Consider the following 18,912-nt stretch of genomic DNA (forward strand, 5'->3'; position numbering starts at 1 on the left):
TTATTCTATATTGCTTCTAATCTACTGCTTGTAGACTATTGCTCTATAATCTATTCTTTTATAGCTTATATTTTATTCTACACTTGTTTCTATATCAGTTCCTATTACAATTTGAATATCTGTGGCAATGGTTTCATCTTGTGTAATTTGTGCATTTGGATAATAAGTTAAAAACTGCTTAGCTTTTGTTTCATCTTTAGCAATCACCATGGTTGTGACTACATCATGTGTTTGATAATTCCCAACTTCACTTACTGTATAACCTTGTTCTACAAGCTGGTCACGAGCACGTCCTGCTGCACCTGTAATACCGCTTCCATTTAGGATAGTAATAGATACTTCTTTATCTATGACAACTTCCTCTTCTACTGGCTCCTGACCTGCAGGTACAGTATCAAAGAATACCTCTTGTATTACGGCATCAAGTGCATCTAAATCTGGGAAGAAATAAGATGCTCCCCCTTCATAGCATCCTTCTCCAGGAAGGATGTGGAAAGATATGTTCTCCCCATTAAAGTTATTGATGTATTGGTAATATTGTGGGATCTCAGTTAAGTTTATATCTGTTGTAATAGAATTAAAGACAATACTTACGAGCTTTGGAATCTTAGTAATAATAGAAGGACTAAGTAGTTTATCTGCAAAAGCTCTTAAAAATACTTGCTGAGCTGCTACACGGTCTACGTCTCCATTTGGATAACTTCTAAAACGTACAAACTGCTCTGCTTTATCTCCATCTAAATGTTGTTGACCTTCTTTTAAGTCAATAAACAGTTCTCCAGCATAGTCAGTGTGCTTCATATCTTGCGGTACATAAAGATCTACCCCACCAATTGCATCTACGATTTCATTAAATGCTTTAATATTAACAATGACATAATTATCAATTGTTACACCTAACATACGCTCTAATTCATTAATAGTAAAATCTCTAATATTTTCAATTCCGCCATAAGCTGTCATTTCATTAATTTTAGATACAGTTCTAACGCCTTTTCCTAAATCACGTAAACTTTGTTTTTGTTCTTCTGACCAAGTTACTTTTGTATCCCTTGGTACTGAAAGTACTTTTACCTTATTGGTTTCACTATTAAAGTTGACTACGAAAATAACGTCTGTTCGGTATCCATCTTTATCTACACCAAATACGGCAACATTCTTATAGATATCCTCCAGCTTTTCTTCTTTCTTTGTAGCACCTTGATTTTTTCCAGGTTTATTACTTGTACCCTCTTCTTTAAAAAAGTAATTATAACAGCCCACTAAACTTACAATGGCAATAATACATATTAAACCTGTACCTAGCATGGCTCTTAAAAAAGTCCTTGCTAGCTTTTTCTTCTTATTCAACTTTTTCTTAGTACCTTTAGTACTCATTCGTTCCACTCCCTGTGTCGAAAATTTTATCCATTTCATGCCAAATTAAATTGTAATTATACATCATGCATTATAATAGCACAAAATCTGCCAAAAATAAATTGTCTCTCTCCAGCATTTTTTTATCTTTTCTATTATAGACTCAATTTATGAACAAAATAAATAAAAGAGATATCAATATTTTGACACCTCTTTAAAAATTATATTTATTTTATTAAAAGAAAAGTTCCTGTACTAAAGTACATACCGCATCTAAATCTGGGAAGAAATAAGAAAGATTATTCTCCTCATGCGCTTCTCCAGGTAATACGCTAAAATGTAACTTATCCATACTAAATTCTTTCAAATAAGGATAATAGGTTGGAATCTCCGTTAATCCTACATCTGTTTTAATAGATGTGAATAAAATAGGTACAATTTTAGGTATTTTAGTAATTATGTCAGGTGATAACACTTTCTTTGCAAAAGCTTCTAAAAACTGCTGCTGTGCTTCTATTCTACCTAGGTCTCCTGTAGGATAACTCCTGAACCTTACAAATTGCTCTGCTTTCTCCCCATCTAAAACCTGCACACCAGGATAAAGGTCAATATGTAAACCTTGGCTATAATCGTCCTTCTTCATACGCTGTTTCACATCTACTTCTACTCCACCAATAGCATCCACAATCTGTCTAAAAGCATCTAAATTGACTACCACATAATGATCAATCTTAACGCCTAACAACTTTTCTAGTGTAGCAATGGTTAGAGGTCTTATATCATCTATACTTCCCCAGCTTGTCATCTCATTAATTTTACTGACCCTCACCCACTGGTGTGCTTTAGGCAATATACTAGTCTGCTCCTTAGTCCATTCAACCTTTGTATCACGTGGTATAGAAAGGATATTCACTTCATTGGTTTCACTCTTAAAATGCGCTACTAAAATAACATCTGTCAAACTCCCTGCCTTATCCGTTCCAAAAATAGCAACTGTCTTGCTGTCATCTTTCTTAGCCTCACTAGGCTGTATACTTTCCATCTCAGCTTGTGGCGTTTCTTGTGGCTCTATGCCTTCATCTTCTGCTTGATGGACACTTGTATTGCCCTTATCATACACCAAAGCATAATAAGCTGTTACTCCTGCTATAGTGACCATTGCGCATAATACAAAAGTAATCAGTGCTACTATCAAAAAGATTTTAAGTCCTGCCTTCTTTCCACTCAAACGAGACATTTTATAACTCCCCCTAGTTTATTCTTTATTCCTTATGTTATCCCTTATAATGTGTGGCTTTTTATGTTACTATAATTTAGGAATACTTTCATTTCAGTATACTATACAGCTATTTTGTTGTAAATATTTTATATATTCTAATATTAAAAGGAGATAATACATGCTAAAAATAGGTTCTCATGTTTCTATGTCTGGCGGCCTTTTAGGCGCAGCTAAAGAAGCTTATTCTTACGGTGCAAATACCTTTATGATTTATACAGGTGCACCTCAAAATACAAAACGCTCTCCTATGGAGAAACTTAAAGTTAAAGAAGGGCAAGCTTTTATGAAAGCTTATGGTCTAGATGATATTGTCATCCACGCACCTTATATCATCAATCTTGCTTCCTGCAAAGAAGATACTTATCAGCTTGCTCGTGACTTCTTAAAACTTGAAATCGAACGTACAACTGAGATGGGTTCTAACTACCTTGTACTTCATCCAGGCTCTTTCACTACAGAAACACTTGAATATGGTACACAACGTATTATTGATGGCCTTAATGAGGTTATTACAGAAGATACTAAACCTTTTATCTGTCTTGAAACAATGGCAGGTAAAGGAAGTGAAATAGGTCGTAACTTTGAAGAACTTAAAGCCATCATTGATGGTGTTAAATATAGTGATAAAATCGGTGTCTGCTTTGATACTTGCCATATACACGATAGTGGCTATGATATCATTAATAACTTTGATGAAGTTATTGCAGAATTTGACCGCATTATTGGTCTTGATAAACTAAAAGTCTTCCATATTAATGGCTCTTTAAATGTGCGTGGCGCACGCAAAGACCGTCATGCGAATCTTGGTGCTGGTGAAGATAATCCAAAGGGCAAAGATCACATTGGCCGTGAGACACTTTATAAAATTGTTCATCACCCAGCTGTACAAGGTAGACCTTTCATTTTAGAAACACCTTGGCTTGATAAAAAAACTAACTTATATAAAGAAGAAATTGCTTATTTAAGGGGCGATGATAGTGAACTTTAATGACGAAATCGTTCTTGTTACAGGTTCTTCTAGAGGCATAGGCCTTTCTATTGCCTACCACTTTGCTAAAGCAGGTGCTACTGTCATTCTTAATGGTGCACATAATAAGGAAGCTTTGGATCAAGCAACTACTTCTTTTAAGGAAGAATCTCTTAAAGTCTATAGTTTCTTAGGCGATGTATCTGAGTATACTACTGCAAAGGCACTTTTTGACTTTACCTATACAAAACTTGGCAGCTATCCTACCATTGTTATAAACAATGCAGGAATCAGCCATGTAGGACTCTTTACAGATACAACACCAGATATATGGCATAAAGTAATGGAAATTAATATGACTTCCGCCTATAACTGCTCTCACTTAGCAGTCCCTTCTATGATTAGTCAGCACAAAGGATGCATTATCAACATTTCTTCTATCTGGGGTAACGTAGGTGCCTCCTGCGAAGTAGCTTATAGCACGAGTAAAAGTGCCCTAAATGGTTTCACTAAAGCCCTTGCCAAAGAACTTGGCCCTTCTAATATTCGTGTGAATGCCATCTCTTGCGGATGGATTGATACGGATATGAATGCTCACTTCTCTGAAGAAGATAAAAATGCTTTTGTTGATGAAGTACCTCTTTGCCGTACTGGTAAAGTTGAAGACGTAGCTAAAACCTGTCTTTACTTAGCCAGTGAGGCAGCCAGCTATATGACAGGGCAAATTCTTACTTTAGATGGTGGACTACTCTAATAATATATAGGCTTTATGCATTAAACTACTAAATAAGAAAGAGGCTATCTGCTTCTATTCATCTTATATAAGATGATAGACTGATAGCCTCTTTCTTATATCCTTATTTTTAAAGATAAAAAAGCCAATCCATAAAGGATTGACTTTGAAAAATTAACGTTTTGAGAACTGTGGTGCACGTCTCGCAGCTTTGAGACCGTATTTTTTTCTTTCTTTCATTCTTGGGTCCCTTGTTAAGAAGCCTGCTTTTTTAAGAGCTGGACGGAATTCACCATCAGCTTGAAGTAACGCACGGCTAATACCATGACGGATAGCTCCAGCTTGTCCTGTTGTTCCTCCACCATATACGTTTACTCTAACATCAAATTTGTTTAATGTTTCTGTAAGTACTAATGGTTGACGAGTAATAACTTTTAATGTTTCAAGACCGAAATATTCTTCGATATCTCTCTTATTGATTGTAATTTTACCTGTTCCTGGTACAAGGTATACACGTGCTACTGAGCTTTTACGTCTACCTGTTCCATAATATCTAACTGCTGCCATTTGTATTGCCTCCTCTCGATACGATTAATATTTGAATGTAAGTACTTCTGGTTTTTGAGCTTCATGATTGTGCTCTGTTCCAGCATATACACGTAATTTTGTAAGCATTTGTCTACCTAAAGAGTTTTTAGGAAGCATACCTTTTACTGCGTACATAACAACGCGTTCTGGATGTTCGTTAAGCATATCACGAGCTTTAGTTTCTTTTAAACCACCAGCGTATCCAGAGTGTTTTCTGTATAATTTTTGGTCAAGTTTTTTACCTGTGAATACTACTTTTTCAGCGTTGATTACGATTACGTGATCACCACAGTCTACGTGTGGAGTATAAGTAGGTTTGTTTTTACCTCTTAATACTGCTGCGATTTGGCTTGCAAGTCTACCTACTGTTTGACCTTCAGCATCAATAATATACCATTTTCTTTCAACATTTTGAGCATTTGCCATGTATGTTGTTCTCATATAAATTCCCTCCTTCGGCCTAGTCTTCGCTAGTTAAACCGTCTATTTGATATAAAATCCGGGGCATTTGGATTCTATAAGTGGGCTTATTAACACAAATTACATTATAGTATAGGTGACTTGGACTGTCAAGAGACTAGGTCCGATTTATTTATGCACAATTTAACCATTTTTTCTTAAAAGTTATCCACATTTTTATATATAAATTGTTTATAACTCTTTATATTTGTTAATAAGTATAAAATTTTTCTCATTAATTAATTTTTTATGTCTGTTCATAACGAAGCGCGGCATCATAGTACACTTCTAATAAGGTAAGACCTTCTGGTGGAGCTGTTGGACCACCTAATGTACGGTCCCTTTTTTCGAGCATCTCTTCAATAGTCTGTGCAGTTAGTCTATGTCTTCCTACATCAATGAGTGTTCCTGCAATAATACGTACCATATTATAAAGGAAACCATTCCCACATACATCTAGGTAAACTATATCATCTTGCTCATGTACTTCTATACTATAAACTGTACGCACTGTATCTTTGACTGTACTTCCAGAAGCGCAAAAACATTTAAAGTCATGTGTGCCTTCTATTCTACGTGCTGCTTCTTTCATAGCTTCTATATCTAAGCTATAAGGATAGAAGTAACAATACTTTCCTATAAACGGGTCATTCACTTTACTTGTAAGAATCTGATAACGGTAAGTCTTCTTCTTCGCCATAAAACGTGGGTGAAAATCTGATTTTACATCCCTTGCCTCTTTAATGACAATTTCCTTTGGTAATCTGCTATTAAGCGCTTTAGCAAAACGTTCTGTTGGAATAGGTGTATCAATATCAATAATACAGCATTGCCCTTTAGCATGAACCCCAGCATCTGTTCTCCCTGACCCTACTAAGTCTACTTTCTTACCCGTTAAACTATAAATTGCATTTTCTACAGTTCCTTGTATAGTTATTGCATGTTCCTGTTTAGCAAAGCCATGATAATCTGTTCCATCATAAGCTATAATAAGTTGTATTCTTCTCATAGCTCCTCCTTATTCATTCTCTCTTTAAGTCTCTTTTTTTATCTTTTAATCTTATAACACAATACACATTACAATATAAAGCACGCCAAATCCAAAGGCTAGAAAGTCTCCTTTGTGGTACTCTAACTTATTCATACGCGTTCTCCCCGCTCCCCCTTGGTAGCACCTAGCTTCCATAGCCATAGCTAAATCCTCTGCCCTTCTAAATGCAGAAATAAATAATGGCACCATAATTGGAATCATAGCTTTCGCACGTTGCATAATATTACCACTCTCAAAGTCAGCACCTCTTGCTGTCTGAGCCTTCATAATCTTATCTGTTTCCTCTAATAAAATAGGAATAAATCTTAATGAGATACTCATCATCATAGCAATTTCATGCGCTGGCACATGAATCTTTGTAAATGGCATTAATAAACTTTCTATACCATCTGTAAGCTGAATAGGTGAAGTCGTTAATGTCAGAAGTGAACTTCCCACAATAAGTAGGATTAATCTCGTTCCCATTTCAAGTGCAAAGAAAATCCCTTCCCATGTAATGCGTATAAAACCCCAGTCTACAATAGTATGTTCACCTGTTGTAAAGAACACATTCAGTACAACAGTAAAGAGTAAAATGACCACAATACTCTTTAGTCCTTTTAGCATGTATTTAACAGGTACTTTACTTACTTTAATAGCTAGTGCTAATGCTAAGAATACACCTAAGTATCCCCATACAGTATCTACGAAAAAGAGTGCAATAATATAAGCAAACGTCAGAAGAATCTTAGTTCTAGGATCAAGCTTATGCACAGGTGAGTTAATTGGATAATACTGACCTATCGTAATATCTCGTATCATGCGTTATTCACCTCTTTCTCTAAACAAGCTATAAGCTTACTTGCTGCTTCTTCTACAGTTAATACATCTGTATCTACTAACATGCCTTTTTCCTTTAATGCATCCATAATATGTCTAATTTGTGGTACGCCAAGACCTATCTCTTCTAGTCTTTCTCTATGCTTAAAGACTTCTCTTGTATCTCCCTTAAAGGCAATCTCACCTCTATAAAGTACAATAAGCTCTTCTACATAACGTGCTACATCTTCCATACTATGTGAAATAAGTACAATGGTTAAATGCCTTGTTTCATGCATCTCTTTTAATTGACTAAACAGTTCTTCTCTCCCCTTAGGATCAAGTCCTGCTGTAGGCTCATCTAAAATTAAGATATCTGGGTTCATAGCCAACACACCTGCTATGGCTACACGTCTTTTCTGTCCACCTGATAATTCAAAAGGCGACTTCTGCCAAAACTCTTCATCTAAACCTACCGCTTTTAAAGAAGATTCTATTCTTTCCTTTAATGCATCTCCCTCTAGCCCTAAGTTCTTAGGTCCATAAGCTACATCATCATATACAGTCATTTCAAAAAGTTGGTATTCTGGGTACTGGAATACAAGACCTACGGATTGTCTAATATGTTTTTTATCTACGCCATCTTCATGAATATTAATCCCTTTGACATATACCTCTCCTCTTGTAGGTTTTAAAAGCCCATTAAACATCTGAATAAGTGTACTCTTTCCAGAACCTGTATGTCCAATAATCCCTAAAAAGCTTCCATCTTTTATATGCAGGTTAACATCATGAAGAGCTACTTTCTCAAAAGGCGTTCCTTCATTATAAATATGTGTTAGTTGTTTGATTTTAATTGCCATATTGCATCTACAACCTCCTTTGTTGTTAATAAGGTTGGATCTAAATCATACCCTTTTTGTCTGAGGAGATAGATAAGATAAGTAGAATCTGGTACATCTAAACCTATTCTTCTAATTTCCTCTACATTTTTGAAAACTTCCTTCGGAGAACCTGAAAGTAATACCTTACCTTCATCAATAACAATAATACGATCAGCTAAAATAGCCTCCTGCATGTAGTGTGTAATATGAATAATAGTAATACCTTGCTCCTTATTCAGCTTTTGCATAGTCTTCATAACTTGGGAACGGCCTATAGGATCTAGCATAGCTGTAGATTCATCAAAAATAATACATTTAGGTTGCATAGCTATAACACCAGCAATAGCAATACGTTGCTTCTGCCCACCCGATAATTGGTTAGGTGATACACGTTTATAGTCATCCATCTCTACTGTATGGATAGCTTCATCTACACGCTTTCTAATTTCACTAGGCTCTACTCCTAAATTTTCTGGACCAAAGGCTACATCTTCTTCCACAATCGTTGCAACGATCTGGTTATCTGGATTCTGAAATACCATTCCCACATCTTTACGTACTTCCCATATATACTCGCCATTACTTAGGTCAATATTATTAACCCATAACATTCCTGATTTAGGGGATAAAATACCATTCAGATGTTTGGCAAAAGTAGATTTACCAGAACCATTGTGTCCAAGTACCGCTACAAATTCACCTTCTTTAATAGTTACATTAATATGATCCAAAGCAATAATCGTATCTTCTACTTCACCTTGGTCATCATGAATCAAGTACTCAAATGTTAAATCTTTAGCTTCTACTATATTCTTCATGTACATTCCTCTTTCTATATACTTCCACATCTATATCTACTTAAATAAATAGGTTATACACCCTTTTTAAGATACAAGGATAATCTACTCATGTAAATAGATATTTAAAAATAAATAGAGAAAAGGGATTAAGAGCAAATTCTTAATCCCTGGACATTATACTAATTCAATAATAACTTCTTCAGCACCGTCACCTTTACGAGGTCCGATTTTGATGATTCTTGTGTAACCACCATTACGGTCTGCGTATTTAGGAGCGATTTCGCTGAATAATTTATCTGTTAAATCAACAGATTTAGCTTGTCTTCTCTTATTAGCTTGAACTTCTGTTACAGGGTATAATACCTTTAACATTTGTCTTCTTGCATGTAAGCGAGTAGCGCTATCTTTTTTGATTGTTTTTTCTACTTCTTCAAATACAGTTACTTTTTTGCCATCTACAACTTCTTTAACGCGTTTACCGTTAACGTCTTTTTTAGCAACTTTAGCAGTAACTTTTACTTCTTCATAGTTATCTTTTTCACGTACAGCCATTGCAATTAAGCCTTCAGCAATCTTGCGAATCTCTTTAGCTTTTGCTGTAGTAGTTTTGATCTTACCATGGTATAAGAGATTTGTTACTTGATTACGAAGTAATGCTTTACGTCCAGCTGCATTACGTCCAAGTTTTCTTTGAGCCATGCCTTAACCTCCTTTAGTTTGTCACTAATCTTCGCTTGGTTTTAATGCAAATCCAAGCTCTTCAAGTTTTTGGAACACTTCTTCTAATGATTTACGTCCTAAGTTACGTACTTTCATCATTTCATCTTCTGTTTTATTTGTAAGGTCTTCAACAGTGTTGATACCTGCACGTTTTAAACAGTTGAATGATCTAACAGAAAGATCTAACTCTTCGATAGTCATTTCAAGTGTTTTCTCTTTGGAGTCATCTTCTTTAGTTACCATGATTTCAGCATTACGTGCATTTTCGCTTAAATCAATGAAAAGATTTAAATGTTCACTTAATACTTTAGCAGCTAAGCTAACTGCTTCATCAGGTTTTAAAGTACCATTTGTCCATACTTGTAATGTAAGTTTATCGTAGTCAGTTTGTTGACCAACACGAGTATCCTCTACAGTAAAGTTTACGCGCTCTACTGGAGTGTAACTTGCATCTACTGGAATAACTCCGATTGGTAAATCTGTCTTTTTAAGTTTATTAGTACCGATGTATCCACGACCTCTAGTGATTGTGAGTTCGATATATAAACGACAGTTTGAACCGCCATTTAATGTAGCGATATGATGTTCTGGATTAAGGATTTCAATTTCAGCTGGACATTTAATGTCTGCGCCTGTCACTGTGCCCTCACCTGTAGCTTCAATATAAACTACTTTTGGTTCCATATTATCACTAATGTCTTTGATAGCAAGACCTTTAATGTTTAATAGGATTTCAAGAACGTCTTCTTTAACACCTGGGATACTGCTGAATTCGTGTAGTACGCCTTCAATTTTTACGCTGCTTACTGCAGAACCTGGAAGAGAAGAAGAAAGGATTCTACGTAATCCATTCCCTAGGGTAGTCCCATATCCTCTTTCTAAAGGTTCTACAACAAAACAACCGTATTTACCGTCAGGTGACATTTCTTTAATCTCAATTTGTGGTTTTTCAAATTCCAACACCCGATAAACCCTCCTTTAATATTAAAATAGTCTTTTGAGGGTGACGAACTATTACTTAGAGTAAAGCTCAACGATAAGTGTTTCTTGGATATCTGTATCGATTTGATCTCTTGCAGGAGCTGCTTTAACAGTTCCTCTTAAATTTTCGATATCAGCTTCTAACCATTCTGGTACAATACGAGAACCTGTTACTTCAGTGATTTGTTTGAAGCGTTCGAAGCTTTTAGCATCTTCTTTAACTTCAATTACATCACCAATTTTAACTTGGTATGATGGAATGTTAACTCTTTTACCGTTAACTGTAACAAGGTTGTGACGAACAACTTGTCTAGCTTCTGTACGAGAACGTCCAAGACCTAAGCGGTAAGCTACGTTGTCTAAACGAAGTTCAAGGTTACGAAGTAAGTTCTCACCTGTGATGCCTGGTTGTGCATCTGCTTTTTCAAAGTATGTTCTGAATTGACCTTCAAGAACACCATAGATTCTTTTAGCTTTTTGTTTTTCACGTAACTGTAAGCCGTACTCAGATAATTTTGTTTTTTGTTGACCATGTTGACCTGGTGCATATGGTCTTCTTTCAATAGCACAAGCTGCTGTGTAGCATCTTTCGCCTTTTAAGAATAATTTTTTACCTTCACGACGACATTGTTTACATTTCGCTCCGATATATCTAGCCATTTCTATTTACACCTCCTATTACACTCTTCTACGTTTTGGTGGACGACATCCGTTATGTGGTACAGGAGTTACATCTTTAATTAATGTTACTTCTAAACCAGCTGCTTGAAGCGCACGAATAGCTGCTTCACGTCCGGATCCTGGACCTTTTACCATTACTTCAACTGATTTTAAACCGTGTTCCATTGCTGCTTTAGCTGCTGTTTCAGCTGCCATTTGAGCTGCATATGGAGTTGATTTTCTAGAACCTCTGAAACCAAGGCCACCTGCACTTGCCCATGAAAGAGCATTGCCGTTTGTATCAGTTAATGTAACCATTGTATTATTGAAAGTAGATTGGATATGAGCCATACCACGTTCTACATGTTTTCTATCACGACGTCTACGAGTTGTACCCTTTTTTGCCGCTTTTTTTGCTGCTGCCATGAGATCTTAACCTCCTTTATTTAACTATTTTTTCTTATTAGCTACTGTTTTCTTAGGACCTTTACGTGTACGAGCATTCGTTTTAGTTTTTTGTCCTCTTACTGGAAGGCCACGTCTATGACGAATTCCTCTATAGCATCCGATTTCCATTAATCGTTTAATGTTAAGGGCGATTTCACGACGAAGGTCACCTTCAACCATTTGAGTTTTCTCGATGATTTCGCGGATTTTGTTAGCTTCATCATCAGTTAAGTCCTTAACGCGTGTATCTGGATTGATACCTGCTTCTGTAAGGATTCTACGAGAACTTGGACGACCTATACCATAGATATAAGTAAGACCAATTTCAACACGTTTATTTTTTGGTAAGTCTACACCTGCAATACGTGCCATTCAGATTGCACCTCCTATTGGTTGATATATATATAATACAGCATTTTACCATGAAATGCCGCAGCCGCTTTTTAGTTAACTCACAAAATCATATTATATATGATTTTGTGACATAAATCAATGCATTTGTAAAGCATTAACCTTGTTTTTGTTTGTGTTTTGGATTTTCACAGATAACGCAAACACGGCCTTTTCTTTTGATTACTTTACATTTTTCACATATCTTTTTAACAGATGGGCGTACTTTCATTTTCTGCTCTCCTTTCCGTTTACCATTTATTTAGAACGCCAAATAATTCGTCCCTTGGTTAAATCATATGGAGAAAGTTCCACAGTTACTTTATCACCCGGTAAAACACGGATAAAATTCATACGAAGTTTACCTGAGATATGAGCTAAGATCTTATGTCCGCCTTCAATCTCTACTTGAAACATCGCATTTGGTAACTTTTCTATCACTGTTCCCTCTACTTCAAAAACATCACCTTTTGCCAAGTTACAAACCTCCTCTATATAGAAGTCTTTATCAAATACTCTTTAATCCCCTTACGGATATCCGCATTTGATACGTTTTCTTCGATTATTTTTTGTTTGATCCAATCGATAACATCATTGGTTCTTTGAATATGTTTATTTTTCTTACGTTTTGGGTTCTCTACTTTACGCAAATCTCCATCAGCAAGGTACACATATTCTTCTTCTACACTAACCACTATAAAAGATCTGCCTTTGTCTCTTCCGCTTTTTGAAAACACTATTTGACCTACTTCTAACATTCCAATCATTTCTCGCCCTCTTCTTCCGATCTGAGCGTTAAAATGAGTGGCTCATCATCTGTAATTACTATAGTATTTTCATAATGCGCAGATGGCAGTCCATCTCTAGTGACAAAAGTCCAATCATCGTCTAAACATCTTACTTGACATGTTCCTAAGTTAATCATAGGTTCAATAGCCAGTGCCATGCCTTTTTCAAGTTTTACACCGCGCCCAGGTGCCTTATAGTTAGGTACCTGTGGCTCCTCATGTAATTCTTTCCCAATTCCATGACCCACTAAATCGCGTACTACACCATATCCGAAGGATTTTGCATAGTCCTCGATAGCTTGGGATATTTGTCCTAAATGATTGCCAGCTTTTGCATATTTTAGTCCTTCAAAGAAACACTGCTTTGTAACTTCAATTAGCTTCAAAACATCAGGTGATACATCTCCGACTGGATACGTTCTAGCTGCATCAGAATGGTATCCTTTATAGTATACCCCAAGATCAACACTTACTATGTCGCCTTGTTTGATTTTCCTTGCACCTGGAATACCATGTACAACTTCCTCATTAATGGATATACACGCTGATGCTGGGTAACCACAGTAACCTTTAAAAGAAGGTATAGCGTGTTTACTTGTTATGAACTTATAAGCCACCTGGTCTAATTCTTTTGTTGTTACACCGGGTCTAATATGCTTTGCCACCAGTTCATGTGCCTCAATGAGTATTTGAGCTGACTCTTGCATTAACTTAATTTCCGCGTCGGATTTAATGGGAATTGGCATTTTAGTTCACTCCTAATGCTTTCTTTACCCTTGCACTAACTTCTTCTACTGTACCAACACCGTCAATTACAAGGACTTTCCCTTGCGCTTCGTAATGATTGATAAGAGGTTTAGTTTGTGCATGATAAACTTCTAATCTTTTCTTAACTGTATCTTCTTTATCATCTTCTCTTTGAACAAGATGAGTAGAACATTCATTACAAATACCTGGTACTGTTTCTACTTTGAATAATTTGTGATAAGAAGCGCCGCAGCTAGGACAAACAGTTCTACCAGCCATACGCTCAATGATCGCTTCGTCTGGTACTTCTACATCAACTACTGCATCAATTGGTCTATTGATCTCTTTAAGCATAGCATCGAATGCTTCTGCTTGTGGTATAGTTCTTGGGAAACCATCCATGATCATGCCATTATCACAATCTTCTTGAACTATACGATCTTTGACAAGTTCAATTACGAGCTCATCTGGTACCAATTTGCCTTCATCCATGTATTTTTTTGCTTCTTGACCTAACTGAGTATTTTTAGAAATATGTTCTCTAAAAATATTTCCTGTTGAGATCGTTGGTATATTGTATAGTTTCATAAGCATTTCTGCTTGTGTGCCTTTACCTGCTCCAGGTGCACCTAATAATATTAATCTCATTACGGCAACCCCCTAATCTAATTCTTATAGAAATCCTTTATAATGGCGCATTAGCATTTGTGATTCTAATTGCTTAATTGTTTCAAGTGCAACACCAACTACGATAAGTAATGATGTTCCTCCAAACTGAATTGGCATACCAAAGATAGCACCAAGTAAGAGAGGAGTTAAAGCTAATATTGCTAAGAATATTGCTCCCATTAATGTAATGTGTGTTGCAACCTTTGAAAGGTAGTCAGATGTTGGTTTTCCTGGTCTAATACCTGGGATAAAACCACCACCTTTTTTGAGGTTAGATGCTATATCTATTGGATTAAATGCTATTGTTGAATAGAAGAATGCAAATGCAAAGATTAAAATGACATAAAGTGTTCCTCCAAATGGATGAGTCCATCTAAGCCACTCAATAGCATTAGTCCAGAATTCACTTGGATTTTTAACAAATAAACCTGTTATAATCTCAGGGAATTGGATAAGTGACATTGCAAAGATAACTGGAAGTACACCAGCTAAATTTACTTTGATTGGTATATTTTGTGATTGACCACCATATACCTTTCTACCTGCTACACGTTTTGCATATTGAACTGAAATTCTTCTTTCACCAAGTGACATAGCCACAGTGAAACCAATAATAACAATAAATAATAATAATAGAATAGCAACTTTTACATAATTATCATATGCTAGTAGGCTTGTAGCTGCTTGTGGAAGTCTAGATACGATATTAATAAAGATAATTAATGAAATACCATTTCCAATACCTTTTTGTGTGATCTGTTCACCTATCCACATTACTAACATAGAGCCTGCAATAAATGAAATAAATGCAAGGGCAAATACTATTACGCTTTTTTCAACTAATACATTACTTCTATATAACATAAGTGTTGTTGCACCTGATTGCATCATGGCAATTACTAATGTTAAATATCTAGTATACTTGTTGATTTTTTTACGTCCATCTTCGCCTTCTTTTGATATCTCTTCTAGTCTAGTAATAGCGATAGTGAGGAGTTGGATAATGATTGACGCTGTGATGTAAGGACCTACACCAAAGGCAAAAAGTGCCATTTGGCTGAATGCACCACCTGTGATTGCATTCATAAGTCCTAACATGTTGTTAGAATTCGCTCCTAACATTTGCTGTACAGCATCCGGATTGATGCCTGGAACAGGAATATGAGCTCCTATTCTAATTAAGGCAAACATCCATAGGGTAAAAATTATCTTTTTTCGCAGTTCTGGTACACTCCATGCATTTTTAAGAGTCTTAAACAACCTACATCACCTCTGCTTTTCCACCCACAGCTTCAATTTTTTCGATTGCACCTGCACTAAATGCATTTGCTTGTACTGTTAATTTTTTAGTAAGATCGCCTTTAGCAAGGATTTTAACACCATCTCTAGTGTTTTTAACAATACCTGCTTCAACCATAGCGTCTACTGTAACAACAGCTCCATCTTCGAAACGGTTTAACATATCAACATTGATACCTACGATATCTTTGCTGTTACGATTTGTGAAACCACGTTTTGGAAGTCTTCTGTAAAGAGGCATTTGTCCCCCTTCAAAACCTGGTCTTACACCGCCACCACTTCTTGCTTTTTGTCCTTTATGTCCTTTACCGGCTGTTTTACCGTTACCTGAACCATGACCTCTACCTGTACGGAAAGAGTCTCTTTTTGAACCTTCAGCTGGTCTTAATGAGCTTAAATTCATGCGTCGCACCTCCTTTTGCTAAATCTACAATTATTCGTTGATTTCTTCAACTTTAACTAAATGTTTAACTTGTTCAACCATACCACGGATAGCTGCGTTATCTTGGTGAATGTTTGAACTATTTGTTTTTCTTAATCCGAGCGCTTCGATAGTTTTTTTATGTTTTGGAATTGCCCCGATTGTGGATCTTACTAAAGTTACTTTTAAATTAGCCACTGACTATTCCTCCTATCCTAGAAGCTCTTCAACAGTTTTTCCACGAAGTTTAGCAACTTCTGCTGGAGTTTTTAATGCTGCAAGACCTTCGATTGTTGCGTGAACAACGTTTTTCTTGTTATTTGAACCTAAAGATTTAGTTCTGATGTTACGGATACCTGCAAGTTCAAGTACAGCACGAGCTGGACCACCTGCGATAACTCCAGTACCTTCTTTAGCTGGTTTAAGAAGAACGTTTGCACTACCGAATGTACCTACAAATTCATGGTAGATACTATCTGCATCGTTTCTTTCTACGAAGATAAGGTTTTTCTTAGCATCTTCAATTCCTTTTCTGATTGCATCAGGAATTTCCATAGCTTTACCTAAACCTACACCTACGTGTCCGTTTCCATCTCCTACTACTACTAAAGCAGAGAAACGGAATGTACGACCACCTTTAACTACTTTTGTTACACGTTTAATAGTAACAACTTTTTCTTTTAATTCCAAAGTATTTGGATTAATATTGAGTTTTTTAGCCACCGTCTGTCCCTCCTTTACTAGAATTGTAACCCAGCTTCACGAGCTGCGTCTGCTAATGCTTTTACTCTACCATGATATAAGAAACCACCACGGTCAAATACTACTTCTTCAATACCGTTAGCAAGTGCTTTTTTAGCAATTGCAGTACCAACAGCTGCTGCTGCTTCTACGTTAGAACCAACTTTAATACCAAGATCTTTTTGAACTGTAGATGCTGATACTAATGTTACAGCTTTTACGTCATCAATAATTTGAGCATAGATGTGTTTTTCACTTCTGAAAACTGCAAGTCTTGGTCTTTGAGCTGTACCTTGAATCTTGTTACGAAGTCTTCTATGTTTTTGAACACGAACTTTACTACGTGATTGTTTATTGATCATTTAATTCACCCCTTTGCTATTATTTTTTACCTGTTTTACCTACTTTACGTCTGATTACTTCATCAACGTATTTAATACCTTTACCTTTGTAAGGTTCTGGTTCACGTTTAGAACGGATATCAGCAGCAAATTGGCCTACTTGTTCTTTATTGATACCAGCAACTGTGATTCTGTTACCATCAACTGTTGTTGTGATACCTTCTGGATCTTCCATTTCTACTGGGTGAGAGTAACCTAATGAAAGAACTAATTTTTTACCTTGTTTTTGTGCTCTGTAACCAACACCATTGATTTCTAATACTTTAGCGTAACCATTTGTTACACCTTCGATCATGTTCGCAATAAGTGTTCTAGTTAAACCGTGAAGAGCTCTATTTCTTTTTAAATCATTTGGTCTTGTTACAACCACTTGATTTTCTTCAAGTGCAATGTTCATTGCACTATCGAATGCTTTTGTTAATGTTCCTTTTGGTCCCTTAACTTCTACTACATTAGCTTCACTAACAGTAATAGTTACGCCTGCTGGAACAGTAATTGGTAGTCTACCAATACGTGACATGCTCGCACCTCCTTAAACTTTTGCTGTTATTACCAAATAAATGCTATAACTTCTCCACCAACACCAAGTTTTCTAGCATCTCTGTCTGCAATTACACCTTTGTTTGTAGAAATAATTGCTGTACCAAGACCACCTAAAACTTTTGGAAGGTTTTCTGTATCTGCGTATACACGAAGACCTGGTTTAGAAATTCTTTTAATTCCTGAAATAACTTTTTCGTTTTTATCTTTACCGTATTTAAGAGTGATACGGATATTTTCTTTAACACCGTCAGCTGTTACATCGAAAGCTTTGATGTATCCTTCATTTAATAAGATCTCAGCAATCGCTTTTTTCATTTTAGAAGCAGGAACTTCTACTGTATCATGTTTTGCAACATTCGCGTTTCTGATTCTTGTTAACATATCTGCAATTGGATCGCTCATCATCATTTTTAGTTACCTCCTTTCTGGTATTACCAGCTTGCTTTTTTAACGCCTGGGATTTGACCTTTATATGCTAATTCTCTAAAGCAAATACGACAAATACCAAATTTTCTAATGTATGCATGTGGACGTCCACAAATACGGCATCTACTATATGCTTGTGTTGAAAATTTAGCAGGTCTAGCTTGCTTTACTTTCATAGATGTTTTTGCCATTTTGAACCCTCCTTATTTTTGGAATGGCATTCCGAATTGTCTAAGAAGCTCACGAGATTCTTCATCTGTGTGTGCTGTCGTAACAATAATTACGTCCATACCACGAACTTTATCGATTTTATCGTACTCGATCTCTGGGAAAATGATTTGTTCTTTAAGACCTAAAGCGTAGTTACCACGGCCATCGAAAGCTGTAGCATCTACCCCACGGAAGTCACGTACGCGTGGAAGTGCTAAATTCACTAAACGATCAAGGAATTCATACATTTTTTCTCCACGAAGAGTTACTTTACATCCGATTGGCATACCTTCACGAAGTTTGAAAGCAGCAACAGATTTTTTAGCTCTAGTTACAACTGGTTTTTGACCAGAGATTTTTTCCATATCTCCGATAGCGTTTTCTAATACTTTAGCATTATCTTTCGCTTCACCAACACCCATGTTGATAACGATTTTTTCGATTTTTGGAGCTTGAAGTTTATTTTTGTAACCAAACTTTTCTACCATTGCATCGATGATTTGTTCATTGTAAATATCTTTTAATCTACTCATTGTCTAACGTCCTCCTTTCGC

General features: G+C 36.2%; 29 protein-coding genes. 2 read left to right on the plus strand and 27 right to left on the minus strand.

The genetic code is table 11. From position 1 onward, the window contains the following. Positions 1–72 precede the first annotated feature (72 nt). Positions 73–1,377: an LCP family protein gene (locus tag ACLTBU_RS02920; protein WP_412217483.1), complete on the minus strand. Its 1,305-nt coding sequence runs from the start codon at positions 1,375–1,377 to the stop codon at positions 73–75. Positions 1,378–1,591: 214 nt separating this feature from the next. Then, the gene (locus ACLTBU_RS02925) at positions 1,592–2,593 is read right to left on the minus strand and encodes an LCP family protein (RefSeq protein ID WP_249332633.1); all 1,002 of its coding nucleotides are present in this window, start codon (positions 2,591–2,593) and stop codon (positions 1,592–1,594) included. 160 nt (positions 2,594–2,753) lie between these two features. Here ACLTBU_RS02925 and ACLTBU_RS02930 point away from each other — a divergent pair, with 160 nt between their 5' ends. Then, complete coding sequence (locus tag ACLTBU_RS02930; RefSeq protein ID WP_249332634.1) at positions 2,754–3,623, plus strand: deoxyribonuclease IV; 870 nt, start codon at positions 2,754–2,756, stop codon at positions 3,621–3,623. Continuing rightward, positions 3,607–4,356, plus strand: coding sequence for an elongation factor P 5-aminopentanone reductase (gene ymfI / locus ACLTBU_RS02935; protein WP_249332635.1), 750 nt, complete (start codon positions 3,607–3,609; stop codon positions 4,354–4,356). Before ACLTBU_RS02930 ends, ymfI begins: the two co-directional genes overlap by 17 nt. A gap of 153 nt (positions 4,357–4,509) precedes the next feature. On the opposite strand, the gene rpsI is transcribed toward ymfI, so the two are convergent. From rpsI to rplE, 25 genes are all read right to left on the minus strand, one after another. Continuing rightward, positions 4,510–4,902: a 30S ribosomal protein S9 gene (gene rpsI / locus ACLTBU_RS02940; RefSeq protein WP_177670756.1), complete on the minus strand. Its 393-nt coding sequence runs from the start codon at positions 4,900–4,902 to the stop codon at positions 4,510–4,512. Positions 4,903–4,926: 24 nt separating this feature from the next. Then, positions 4,927–5,364, minus strand: coding sequence for a 50S ribosomal protein L13 (gene rplM, locus ACLTBU_RS02945; RefSeq protein ID WP_177670755.1), 438 nt, complete (start codon positions 5,362–5,364; stop codon positions 4,927–4,929). 265 nt (positions 5,365–5,629) lie between these two features. Continuing rightward, a complete protein-coding gene (gene truA, locus ACLTBU_RS02950; protein ID WP_249332636.1) occupies positions 5,630–6,391 on the minus strand; it encodes a tRNA pseudouridine(38-40) synthase TruA in 762 nt (253 codons plus the stop codon). A gap of 51 nt (positions 6,392–6,442) precedes the next feature. Next, the gene (locus tag ACLTBU_RS02955; RefSeq protein ID WP_177670752.1) at positions 6,443–7,234 is read right to left on the minus strand and encodes an energy-coupling factor transporter transmembrane component T family protein; all 792 of its coding nucleotides are present in this window, start codon (positions 7,232–7,234) and stop codon (positions 6,443–6,445) included. Next, on the minus strand, positions 7,231–8,094 hold the full coding sequence (locus ACLTBU_RS02960) for an energy-coupling factor transporter ATPase (RefSeq protein WP_177670750.1): 864 nt from the start codon (positions 8,092–8,094) through the stop codon (positions 7,231–7,233). The genes ACLTBU_RS02955 and ACLTBU_RS02960 overlap by 4 nt, the downstream gene beginning before the upstream one ends. Continuing rightward, the gene (locus ACLTBU_RS02965) at positions 8,070–8,933 is read right to left on the minus strand and encodes an energy-coupling factor transporter ATPase (RefSeq protein WP_177670749.1); all 864 of its coding nucleotides are present in this window, start codon (positions 8,931–8,933) and stop codon (positions 8,070–8,072) included. The genes ACLTBU_RS02960 and ACLTBU_RS02965 overlap by 25 nt, the downstream gene beginning before the upstream one ends. 156 nt (positions 8,934–9,089) lie before the next feature. Further along, on the minus strand, positions 9,090–9,614 hold the full coding sequence (locus ACLTBU_RS02970; RefSeq protein ID WP_177670747.1) for a L17 family ribosomal protein: 525 nt from the start codon (positions 9,612–9,614) through the stop codon (positions 9,090–9,092). A 24-nt stretch (positions 9,615–9,638) separates the two neighbouring features. Continuing rightward, positions 9,639–10,598 (minus strand): DNA-directed RNA polymerase subunit alpha, encoded by a 960-nt coding sequence (locus tag ACLTBU_RS02975; RefSeq protein ID WP_177670745.1) that lies wholly within the window; start codon positions 10,596–10,598, stop codon positions 9,639–9,641. Positions 10,599–10,649: 51 nt separating this feature from the next. Further along, positions 10,650–11,276: a 30S ribosomal protein S4 gene (rpsD, locus tag ACLTBU_RS02980; RefSeq protein WP_177670743.1), complete on the minus strand. Its 627-nt coding sequence runs from the start codon at positions 11,274–11,276 to the stop codon at positions 10,650–10,652. Between the two features lie 18 nt (positions 11,277–11,294). Beyond that, complete coding sequence (gene rpsK, locus ACLTBU_RS02985) at positions 11,295–11,702, minus strand: 30S ribosomal protein S11 (RefSeq protein ID WP_053983255.1); 408 nt, start codon at positions 11,700–11,702, stop codon at positions 11,295–11,297. Positions 11,703–11,726: 24 nt separating this feature from the next. Next, entirely contained in the window at positions 11,727–12,095 is a 369-nt protein-coding gene (rpsM, locus tag ACLTBU_RS02990; protein ID WP_177670741.1) for a 30S ribosomal protein S13, read from the minus strand. Between the two features lie 136 nt (positions 12,096–12,231). Continuing rightward, positions 12,232–12,345, minus strand: a complete 114-nt coding sequence (gene rpmJ, locus ACLTBU_RS02995; protein WP_010167328.1) for a 50S ribosomal protein L36 — start codon at positions 12,343–12,345, stop codon at positions 12,232–12,234. A gap of 26 nt (positions 12,346–12,371) precedes the next feature. Continuing rightward, positions 12,372–12,590, minus strand: coding sequence for a translation initiation factor IF-1 (gene infA / locus ACLTBU_RS03000; protein ID WP_177670739.1), 219 nt, complete (start codon positions 12,588–12,590; stop codon positions 12,372–12,374). Positions 12,591–12,604: 14 nt separating this feature from the next. Further along, positions 12,605–12,880, minus strand: coding sequence for a KOW domain-containing RNA-binding protein (locus ACLTBU_RS03005; protein ID WP_249332638.1), 276 nt, complete (start codon positions 12,878–12,880; stop codon positions 12,605–12,607). After that, the gene (gene map / locus ACLTBU_RS03010; protein WP_249332639.1) at positions 12,877–13,647 is read right to left on the minus strand and encodes a type I methionyl aminopeptidase; all 771 of its coding nucleotides are present in this window, start codon (positions 13,645–13,647) and stop codon (positions 12,877–12,879) included. Before map ends, ACLTBU_RS03005 begins: the two co-directional genes overlap by 4 nt. Position 13,648: 1 nt before the next feature. Continuing rightward, positions 13,649–14,296 carry an adenylate kinase gene (locus ACLTBU_RS03015; protein ID WP_177670735.1) on the minus strand — a complete coding sequence of 216 codons (648 nt, stop codon included), beginning with the start codon at positions 14,294–14,296 and terminating at the stop codon, positions 13,649–13,651. 24 nt (positions 14,297–14,320) lie between these two features. Next, the gene (secY, locus tag ACLTBU_RS03020; RefSeq protein ID WP_177670733.1) at positions 14,321–15,577 is read right to left on the minus strand and encodes a preprotein translocase subunit SecY; all 1,257 of its coding nucleotides are present in this window, start codon (positions 15,575–15,577) and stop codon (positions 14,321–14,323) included. Position 15,578: 1 nt separating this feature from the next. Next, positions 15,579–16,019: a 50S ribosomal protein L15 gene (gene rplO, locus ACLTBU_RS03025; RefSeq protein ID WP_177670731.1), complete on the minus strand. Its 441-nt coding sequence runs from the start codon at positions 16,017–16,019 to the stop codon at positions 15,579–15,581. A 30-nt stretch (positions 16,020–16,049) separates the two neighbouring features. Next, positions 16,050–16,235 carry a 50S ribosomal protein L30 gene (rpmD, locus tag ACLTBU_RS03030; protein ID WP_177670729.1) on the minus strand — a complete coding sequence of 62 codons (186 nt, stop codon included), beginning with the start codon at positions 16,233–16,235 and terminating at the stop codon, positions 16,050–16,052. Positions 16,236–16,247: 12 nt separating this feature from the next. Continuing rightward, complete coding sequence (gene rpsE / locus ACLTBU_RS03035) at positions 16,248–16,760, minus strand: 30S ribosomal protein S5 (RefSeq protein ID WP_177670727.1); 513 nt, start codon at positions 16,758–16,760, stop codon at positions 16,248–16,250. Between the two features lie 17 nt (positions 16,761–16,777). Beyond that, the gene (rplR, locus tag ACLTBU_RS03040) at positions 16,778–17,140 is read right to left on the minus strand and encodes a 50S ribosomal protein L18 (RefSeq protein ID WP_177670725.1); all 363 of its coding nucleotides are present in this window, start codon (positions 17,138–17,140) and stop codon (positions 16,778–16,780) included. A gap of 19 nt (positions 17,141–17,159) precedes the next feature. Then, entirely contained in the window at positions 17,160–17,699 is a 540-nt protein-coding gene (gene rplF / locus ACLTBU_RS03045; protein WP_249332642.1) for a 50S ribosomal protein L6, read from the minus strand. Between the two features lie 29 nt (positions 17,700–17,728). After that, complete coding sequence (gene rpsH / locus ACLTBU_RS03050) at positions 17,729–18,130, minus strand: 30S ribosomal protein S8 (protein ID WP_412217492.1); 402 nt, start codon at positions 18,128–18,130, stop codon at positions 17,729–17,731. Positions 18,131–18,153: 23 nt separating this feature from the next. Continuing rightward, positions 18,154–18,339 (minus strand): type Z 30S ribosomal protein S14, encoded by a 186-nt coding sequence (locus tag ACLTBU_RS03055; protein WP_177670718.1) that lies wholly within the window; start codon positions 18,337–18,339, stop codon positions 18,154–18,156. Positions 18,340–18,351: 12 nt separating this feature from the next. Continuing rightward, complete coding sequence (rplE, locus tag ACLTBU_RS03060; RefSeq protein WP_177670716.1) at positions 18,352–18,891, minus strand: 50S ribosomal protein L5; 540 nt, start codon at positions 18,889–18,891, stop codon at positions 18,352–18,354. Positions 18,892–18,912: the final 21 nt, after the last annotated feature.

Source organism: Zhenhengia sp. (genome assembly GCF_046966505.1).
Lineage (GTDB): Bacteria > Bacillota > Clostridia > Lachnospirales > Cellulosilyticaceae > Zhenhengia > Zhenhengia yiwuensis.

What these genes read in the sequence shown, in the direction of transcription:
- ACLTBU_RS02920 (WP_412217483.1), bottom strand. Translation starts at nt 1,377, where the DNA reads ATGAGTACTAAAGGTACTAAGAAAAAGTTGAATAAGAAGAAAAAGCTA.
- ACLTBU_RS02925 (WP_249332633.1), bottom strand. Translation starts at nt 2,593, where the DNA reads ATGTCTCGTTTGAGTGGAAAGAAGGCAGGACTTAAAATCTTTTTGATA.
- ACLTBU_RS02930 (WP_249332634.1), top strand. Translation starts at nt 2,754, where the DNA reads ATGCTAAAAATAGGTTCTCATGTTTCTATGTCTGGCGGCCTTTTAGGC.
- ymfI (WP_249332635.1), top strand. Translation starts at nt 3,607, where the DNA reads ATGATAGTGAACTTTAATGACGAAATCGTTCTTGTTACAGGTTCTTCT.
- rpsI (WP_177670756.1), bottom strand. Translation starts at nt 4,902, where the DNA reads ATGGCAGCAGTTAGATATTATGGAACAGGTAGACGTAAAAGCTCAGTA.
- rplM (WP_177670755.1), bottom strand. Translation starts at nt 5,364, where the DNA reads ATGAGAACAACATACATGGCAAATGCTCAAAATGTTGAAAGAAAATGG.
- truA (WP_249332636.1), bottom strand. Translation starts at nt 6,391, where the DNA reads ATGAGAAGAATACAACTTATTATAGCTTATGATGGAACAGATTATCAT.
- ACLTBU_RS02955 (WP_177670752.1), bottom strand. Translation starts at nt 7,234, where the DNA reads ATGATACGAGATATTACGATAGGTCAGTATTATCCAATTAACTCACCT.
- ACLTBU_RS02960 (WP_177670750.1), bottom strand. Translation starts at nt 8,094, where the DNA reads ATGGCAATTAAAATCAAACAACTAACACATATTTATAATGAAGGAACG.
- ACLTBU_RS02965 (WP_177670749.1), bottom strand. Translation starts at nt 8,933, where the DNA reads ATGAAGAATATAGTAGAAGCTAAAGATTTAACATTTGAGTACTTGATT.
- ACLTBU_RS02970 (WP_177670747.1), bottom strand. Translation starts at nt 9,614, where the DNA reads ATGGCTCAAAGAAAACTTGGACGTAATGCAGCTGGACGTAAAGCATTA.
- rpsD (WP_177670743.1), bottom strand. Translation starts at nt 11,276, where the DNA reads ATGGCTAGATATATCGGAGCGAAATGTAAACAATGTCGTCGTGAAGGT.
- rpsK (WP_053983255.1), bottom strand. Translation starts at nt 11,702, where the DNA reads ATGGCAGCAGCAAAAAAAGCGGCAAAAAAGGGTACAACTCGTAGACGT.
- rpsM (WP_177670741.1), bottom strand. Translation starts at nt 12,095, where the DNA reads ATGGCACGTATTGCAGGTGTAGACTTACCAAAAAATAAACGTGTTGAA.
- rpmJ (WP_010167328.1), bottom strand. Translation starts at nt 12,345, where the DNA reads ATGAAAGTACGCCCATCTGTTAAAAAGATATGTGAAAAATGTAAAGTA.
- ACLTBU_RS03005 (WP_249332638.1), bottom strand. Translation starts at nt 12,880, where the DNA reads ATGATTGGAATGTTAGAAGTAGGTCAAATAGTGTTTTCAAAAAGCGGA.
- map (WP_249332639.1), bottom strand. Translation starts at nt 13,647, where the DNA reads ATGCCAATTCCCATTAAATCCGACGCGGAAATTAAGTTAATGCAAGAG.
- ACLTBU_RS03015 (WP_177670735.1), bottom strand. Translation starts at nt 14,296, where the DNA reads ATGAGATTAATATTATTAGGTGCACCTGGAGCAGGTAAAGGCACACAA.
- rplO (WP_177670731.1), bottom strand. Translation starts at nt 16,019, where the DNA reads ATGAATTTAAGCTCATTAAGACCAGCTGAAGGTTCAAAAAGAGACTCT.
- rplR (WP_177670725.1), bottom strand. Translation starts at nt 17,140, where the DNA reads ATGATCAATAAACAATCACGTAGTAAAGTTCGTGTTCAAAAACATAGA.
- rplF (WP_249332642.1), bottom strand. Translation starts at nt 17,699, where the DNA reads ATGTCACGTATTGGTAGACTACCAATTACTGTTCCAGCAGGCGTAACT.
- rpsH (WP_412217492.1), bottom strand. Translation starts at nt 18,130, where the DNA reads ATGATGATGAGCGATCCAATTGCAGATATGTTAACAAGAATCAGAAAC.
- ACLTBU_RS03055 (WP_177670718.1), bottom strand. Translation starts at nt 18,339, where the DNA reads ATGGCAAAAACATCTATGAAAGTAAAGCAAGCTAGACCTGCTAAATTT.
- rplE (WP_177670716.1), bottom strand. Translation starts at nt 18,891, where the DNA reads ATGAGTAGATTAAAAGATATTTACAATGAACAAATCATCGATGCAATG.